Consider the following 7,081-nt stretch of genomic DNA (forward strand, 5'->3'; position numbering starts at 1 on the left):
CTCCTGCCTGTGCCCTGCCCTTGCTCCGTGCCGGTGAACGCCGAACGCCACGGTCCGACGATCTGTACGCACGGGAGTCTAGGCCCTGATAAAGGCACGGTAAGCAGCCCGTCGGGGCTCGGCATGCGGGGGTGGGGTTTTCCTCAGTTCAGGTTGGCGGTCCGCCTCATGGCGCAGGCACCCCGCCGCCGGGCAGGCTAGGCCCATGACCGAACCGATCCCGCAGCCGGCCGGACCGGGCGACCGCCCGCCGCCGGCCCGCTTCGCCTACGACGCGCACACCTGGAAGGAGATCGCGCATCTCCTGACGAACCTCCCGGTGTCGATCGTCGGCTTCGTCTACACGGTGACCGCGCTGTCCGTCGGTGCGGGCCTGACGGTCACGGTGATCGGGTTGCCCCTGCTCGCGCTCGGCCTGATGGGGGCGCGGCAGCTCGGCCGGTTCGAGCGGGCTCGCGCGCGGGCGATGCTCGGGGTGCGGGTGGACGAGCCGAGCCCGCTGCCGTGGCGGAGGTCAGGCGGTTTCTGGCCGGGGCTCTGGCAGGCGGTCAAGGACCCCGTGGGCTGGCGGACGTGCCTGTACGCGCTGATACGGATGCCGTGGGGCGTCGTCACCTTCACCGTCACGCTGACCGGGCTGTTCGTGCTGTGGCCGGTGCTGGCGTTCGTGGTGCGGGCGATGGCCGACGTGGACCGGGCCATGGTGCGGGGTCTGCTGTCGCCGTCGGACGAGCTGGAGAGGCGCATCGCCGAGCTGGAGTCGGACCGCGGGGTCGTGGTGGACACGGCGGCGGCGGACCTGCGGCGCATCGAGCGTGACCTGCACGACGGGGCGCAGGCCCGGCTGGTGAACCTGGCGATGGGGCTGGGCCTGGCCAAGGAGAAGCTGCTGGAGGACCCGGACACGGCGGCGTCGATGGTCGAGGAGGCGCACGGTGAGGTGAAGCTGGCGCTGCAGGAGCTGCGGGACCTGGCCCGGGGCATCCACCCGGCGGTGCTCACCGACCGGGGTCTGGACGCGGCCCTGTCGTCGGTCGCCGCTCGGTGCACGGTGCCGGTGGCGGTGACGGTCGATCTGGAGGAGCGGCCGGCGCCCGCGATCGAGGGGATCGCCTACTTCACGGTCTCGGAGCTGCTCCAGAACGTCAGCAAGCACAGCCGGGCGCGGTCGGCGTCCGTGGAGGTGTGGCGGTCGGACGACCGGCTGTTCCTTCTGGTGCGGGACGACGGCGTGGGCGGGGCGAGCCTCGACGGCGGTACGGGCATGCGGGGGCTGGCCGACCGGCTGGGCGCGGTGGACGGGCTGTTCGTCGTGGACTCCCCCGAGGGCGGTCCGACGACGGTGACGGCGGAGCTGCCGTGGCGGGACCGCTCCGGCACCCCGGCCGGTAAGGCGCCGGGCAAGGGGGCGTCTGCCCGCGGCCGTGGGTAGGGAAAACCCCCCGCCGAAGACTGCGACGGCCTTCATTCCCCGCCGACCTGCGGCGCAGCACTCTGGTTGTACGACAGCACAGCCGCCGGACGAGGAGAAGGACGAAGCCGATGGCCACGGAGTACGGACAGGGTTACGGGCTTCCCACCGGGCCCGGACACGCGCGGGACGTGGGGGGACGGCGGCACCGGATGCCCGCGGCGCTGAGGGCGCCCGTCGAGGGACGCGCCTGGCGGGAGCTGGCCTATGTGCTGCTGAGCCTGCCGATCAGCATCCTGCTGTTCACCTACGCGGTCACGATGGTGTCGCTGGGCGCGGGCCTGCTGGTGACGTTCCTCGGGGTGCCGGTGCTGGCGGCGGCCCTCGCCGGGTGCCGGGGCATCGGGGCGGTGGAGCGGGCGCGGGCGCGCGGGCTGCTGGGCCTGGACGTCGGCGAGCCGGAGCCGCTGCGGCTGAAGCGGCAGGGGTTCATGGGCTGGATCGGGGCGGTGCTGAAGAGCGGCACGTCCTGGCGGGCGCTGCTGTACTCGGTGATCCAGCTGCCGTGGGCGGTGCTGACCTTCACGGTGACGGTCACCTTCTGGTCGGTGGGCTGGTCGCTGCTGACGTACCCGCTGTGGTTCTGGGTGCTCCCGATGTACGCGGGCCAGGACGGCATACAGCTGTACGGCGACGAGCAGCGGGCGATCTACCTGGACAACCCGTTCGAGATCGCGGTGACGGCGGGTGTGGGTCTGCTGTTCACGCTGGCCACGCCGTGGATCGTGCGGGCCTTGACGACGGTGGACAGGGTGATGGTGCACGGGCTGCTGGGCCCGTCGCGGCTGGCGACCCGGGTGGTGGAGCTGGAGTCGGACCGCGGGGTCGTGGTGGACGCGGCGGCGGCGGACCTGCGGCGCATCGAGCGTGACCTGCACGACGGGGCGCAGGCCCGGCTGGTGAACCTGGCCATGGACCTGGGTCTGGCGAAGGAGAAGCTGCGGGAGGACCCGCAGGCGGCGGCGCGGATGGTGGACGAGGCTCACGGTGAGGTGAAGACGGCCCTCCAGGAGCTGCGGGACCTGGCCCGGGGCATCCACCCGGCGGTCCTCACCGACCGCGGTCTGGACGCGGCGCTCTCCGCGGTCGCCTCGCGCTGCACGGTGCCGGTGCGGGTGGAGGTTGACCTGTCGGAGCGGCCGGCGCCCGCGATCGAGGGCATCGCCTACTTCACGGTCTCGGAGCTGCTGCAGAACGTCAGCAAGCACAGCCGGGCGACCTGGGCGGCCGTGGAGGCGTGGCGGTCGGAGGACAGGCTGATGCTCCAGGTGGTGGACAACGGCGTGGGCGGTGCGAACCTGTCGCGTGGTTCGGGTCTGGCGGGTCTGGCGGAGAGGCTGGACGCGGTGGACGGGATCCTCGTGGTGGACTCGCCGGCCGGCGGCCCGACGCGGGTGACCGCGGAGCTCCCGTGGCGTGCGGAGCGGGCGCGATGACCGCGCGGTGAGGCGAGCGGTCCGGCGGACGGACACACGGGCGGGTGCGGGCCCCTGGGGCGCGCACCCGCCCGGTGTGACGCGCCGGAGCCTGGGCGGGTCCGGACGGGCCGGCGGCACGCGACGACACCCCCGATCGCGTTGCCCCGGCCCGTCCTCCCCCGGATGCTGGAATGCTGGACCCGACGACCGGGCCCGCCACAAGGGCGGGTCCGGAGCGGTTTTTTGGGGGGACGAGGACGTGGAGGACAGGGTGCGGGTGGTCATCGCCGAGGATTCGGTGCTGCTGCGGGAGGGCCTGACCCGGCTGATCACCGACCGGGGGCACGAGGTGGTGGCCGGGGTCGGCGACGGCGACGCGCTGATCAAGACGGTGGACGACCTGGCCCGGGGAGGCCAGCTGCCGGACGTGGTGGTCGCCGACGTGCGGATGCCCCCGACGCACACCGACGAGGGTGTGCGGGCCGCGGTGCAGCTGCGCAAGAGCCACCCGGGTGTCGGGGTGCTGGTGCTGTCGCAGTACGTGGAGGAGCGGTACGCCACCGAGCTGCTGGCCGGTTCCAGCCGGGGAGTCGGCTATCTGCTGAAGGACCGGGTGGCCGAGGTACGCGAGTTCGTGGACGCGGTGGTCCGGGTGGCCCAGGGCGGCACGGCCCTGGATCCGGAGGTGGTGGCGCAGTTGCTGGGCCGCAGCCGTAAGCAGGACGTGCTGGCGGGACTCACCCCGCGTGAGCGCGAGGTGCTGGGGCTGATGGCGGAGGGGCGGACGAACTCGGCGATCGCGCTGCAGCTGGTGGTGAGCGACGGCGCGGTGGAGAAGCACGTCAGCAACATCTTCCTGAAGCTGGGGCTGTCCCCGAGCGACGGCGACCACCGGCGGGTCCTGGCGGTGCTGACGTACTTGAAGTCCTAGGGGGCGGCGGCTCGCGTCTCGGCTCCCTGTCCACCATCTGGATCGTTCGGTCGAATCCTTCATGGTGGGCCCCCCTGACGGTCGTAGGGTTTATGCGGGGAAGGCCTGCGGGAAGGCCGTCCCGGACAGCCGCCTCGAGGAGGTCCAGTTCAGTGACCAGCCAGGTCAGCAGCCCAGCGGAGCAGGCCGACGGAACAGTCGTAGGGGAGCAGCGCACAGCGGCGGGGACGAAGGACGTCCGCCGGCTCGACCGAGTGATCATCAGGTTCGCGGGGGACTCGGGTGACGGGATGCAGCTCACCGGTGACCGTTTCACCTCGGAGACCGCGTCCTTCGGCAACGACCTCTCCACGCTGCCGAACTTCCCCGCCGAGATCCGAGCCCCGGCAGGGACGCTGCCGGGTGTGTCGTCGTTCCAGCTGCACTTCGCCGACCACGACATCCTGACCCCGGGTGACGCGCCGAACGTGCTGGTGGCGATGAACCCTGCGGCGTTGAAGGCGAACGTCGGGGATCTGCCGCGCGGGGCGGAGATCATCGTCAACACCGACGAGTTCACCAAGCGGGCGATGCAGAAGGTCGGCTACGCCGCCTCGCCGCTGGAGGACGGTTCGCTGGACGGCTACCACCTGCACCCGGTGCCGCTGACGACGCTGACGGTGGAGGCGCTCAAGGAGTTCGACCTGACGCGGAAGGAGGCCGAGCGCAGCAAGAACATGTTCGCGCTGGGTCTGCTGTCGTGGATGTATCACCGGCCGACGGAGGGGACGGAGACGTTCCTGCGGTCGAAGTTCGCGAAGAAGCCGGACATCGCGGCGGCGAACATCGCGGCGTTCCGGGCGGGCTGGAACTTCGGGGAGACGACGGAGGACTTCGCGGTCTCCTACGAGGTGGCGCCGGCGGCGAGGGCGTTCCCGCCGGGCGTCTACCGCAACATCTCCGGGAATCTGGCCCTGTCCTACGGGCTGGTGGCGGCTTCGCGTCAGGCGGATCTGCCGCTGTTCCTGGGCTCGTACCCGATCACTCCGGCCTCGGACATCCTGCACGAGCTGAGCAAGCACAAGAATTTCGGTGTGCGGACGTTCCAGGCGGAGGACGAGATCGCCGGGATCGGTGCGGCGCTGGGGGCCGCGTTCGGCGGATCGCTGGCGGTGACGACCACCTCCGGGCCGGGGGTGGCGCTCAAGAGCGAGACGATCGGGCTCGCGGTCTCTTTGGAGCTGCCGCTGCTGGTGGTGGACATCCAGCGCGGCGGGCCGTCGACGGGTCTGCCGACGAAGACGGAGCAGGCGGATCTGCTGCAGGCGATGTACGGCCGCAACGGTGAGGCGCCGGTGCCGGTGGTGGCGCCACGCACGCCGGCGGACTGCTTCGACGCCGCTCTGGAGGCGGCGCGGATCGCGCTGGTCTACCGCACCCCGGTGTTCCTGCTCTCCGACGGGTATCTGGCCAACGGCAGCGAGCCGTGGCGGATCCCGGAGCTGGAGGAGCTGCCGGACCTGAAGGTGCAGTTCGCCCAGGGCCCGAACCACACCACCGAGGACGGCGCCGAGGTGTTCTGGCCCTACAAGCGCGACCCGCACACGCTGGCCCGCCCGTGGGCGATCCCGGGCACGCCGGGCCTGGAGCACCGCATCGGCGGGATCGAGAAGCAGGACGGCACGGGGAACATCTCCTACGACCCGGCCAACCACGACTTCATGGTCCGCACCCGCCAGGCCAAGATCGACGGCATCGACGTGCCCGACCTTCAGGTCGACGACCCGGACGGCACCGCCCGCCTGCTCGTCCTGGGCTGGGGGTCCACCTACGGGCCGATCACCGCGGCGGTCCGGCGCCTGCGCCGCGCCGGGCAGCAGGTCGCGCAGGCCCACCTGCGCCACCTCAACCCCTTCCCGCCCAACCTCGGCGAGATCCTGCGCAGATACGACAAGGTGGTGATCCCCGAGATGAACCTCGGGCAGCTCGCCACGCTCATCAGGGCGAAGTACCTGGTCGACGCCCGCTCGTACAACCAGGTCAACGGCATGCCGTTCAAGGCGGAGCAGCTCGCCGCGGCGCTGAAGGAGGCCATCGATGACTGACGCCGACACGCTGCTCCAGCTCGTGCCCAAGGCCGAGGGCAAGCAGACGATGAAGGACTTCAAGTCCGACCAGGAGGTGCGCTGGTGCCCCGGCTGCGGCGACTACGCCGTGCTGGCCGCCGTGCAGGGCTTCATGCCGGAGCTGGGCCTGGCCCGGGAGAACATCGTCTTCGTATCGGGCATCGGCTGCTCCTCCCGCTTCCCGTACTACATGAACACCTACGGGATGCACTCCATCCACGGCCGCGCCCCCGCCATCGCGACCGGCCTCGCCACGTCCCGCCGGGACCTGTCCGTGTGGGTCGTCACCGGCGACGGCGACGCGCTGTCCATCGGCGGCAACCACCTCATCCACGCCCTGCGCCGCAACGTCAACCTCAAGATCCTGCTGTTCAACAACCGCATCTACGGACTCACCAAGGGCCAGTACAGCCCCACCTCCGAGGTCGGCAAGATCACCAAGTCGACCCCCATGGGATCGCTGGACGCACCCTTCAACCCGGTCTCGCTCGCCATCGGCGCGGAGGCGTCCTTCGTCGCCCGCACCGTCGACTCCGACCGCAGACATCTCACCGAGGTGCTGCGCCAGGCCGCCGACCACCCCGGCACCGCCCTGGTGGAGATCTACCAGAACTGCAACATCTTCAACGACGGCGCCTTCGAGGTCCTCAAGGACCGACAGCAGGCCGAGGAGGCCGTCATCCGCCTGGAGCACGGGCAGCCGATCCGCTTCGGCGCCGACGGCGGCAAGGGCGTCGTCCGCGACCCGGCCACCGGTGACCTGAAGGTCGTCGCCGTCACCCCGGACAACGAGGCGGACATCCTCGTCCACGACGCCCACAACGCCTCTCCGACGACCGCGTTCGCGCTGTCCCGGCTCGCCGACCCCGACACCCTGCACCACACCCCCATCGGGGTGTTCCGCTCCGTCGACCGGCCGGTCTACGACACCCTCATGGCCGACCAGCTCGACACCGCCGTCGACCAGCACGGCAAGGGCGACCTCGCCGCACTCCTCGCGGGCGGGGACACCTGGACCGTCGTCGGCTGAGCACCGACGCGCGAGGGCCCCGGCATCCACGGCTTGGGTTCAAGGGGTCGTCGCAACACCGCCTGGTTTCAGGTGGTGAGTAGATCACGTAGACGCTCGGCTGGGGTATCCCAGTCGAGCGTCTTG

Annotated in this window: 5 protein-coding genes; all 5 read left to right on the plus strand. The window is 71.2% G+C overall.

The features are described 5' to 3' along the window. Positions 1–205 precede the first annotated feature (205 nt). Positions 206–1,432, plus strand: coding sequence for a sensor histidine kinase (locus ACF1AG_RS31565; RefSeq protein WP_387795060.1), 1,227 nt, complete (start codon positions 206–208; stop codon positions 1,430–1,432). A 110-nt stretch (positions 1,433–1,542) separates the two neighbouring features. Then, complete coding sequence (locus ACF1AG_RS31570) at positions 1,543–2,907, plus strand: sensor domain-containing protein (protein ID WP_359607860.1); 1,365 nt, start codon at positions 1,543–1,545, stop codon at positions 2,905–2,907. 253 nt (positions 2,908–3,160) lie between these two features. Continuing rightward, positions 3,161–3,820, plus strand: coding sequence for a LuxR C-terminal-related transcriptional regulator (locus tag ACF1AG_RS31575; RefSeq protein ID WP_391810779.1), 660 nt, complete (start codon positions 3,161–3,163; stop codon positions 3,818–3,820). Between the two features lie 152 nt (positions 3,821–3,972). Continuing rightward, a complete protein-coding gene (locus tag ACF1AG_RS31580) occupies positions 3,973–5,904 on the plus strand; it encodes a 2-oxoacid:acceptor oxidoreductase subunit alpha (RefSeq protein ID WP_391810777.1) in 1,932 nt (643 codons plus the stop codon). Next, complete coding sequence (locus tag ACF1AG_RS31585) at positions 5,897–6,955, plus strand: 2-oxoacid:ferredoxin oxidoreductase subunit beta (RefSeq protein WP_359607972.1); 1,059 nt, start codon at positions 5,897–5,899, stop codon at positions 6,953–6,955. The genes ACF1AG_RS31580 and ACF1AG_RS31585 overlap by 8 nt, the downstream gene beginning before the upstream one ends. The last annotated feature ends 126 nt before the right edge of the window (positions 6,956–7,081 follow it).

Source organism: Streptomyces sp. NPDC014764, assembly GCF_043082785.1.
GTDB classification, from domain to species: domain Bacteria; phylum Actinomycetota; class Actinomycetes; order Streptomycetales; family Streptomycetaceae; genus Streptomyces; species Streptomyces althioticus.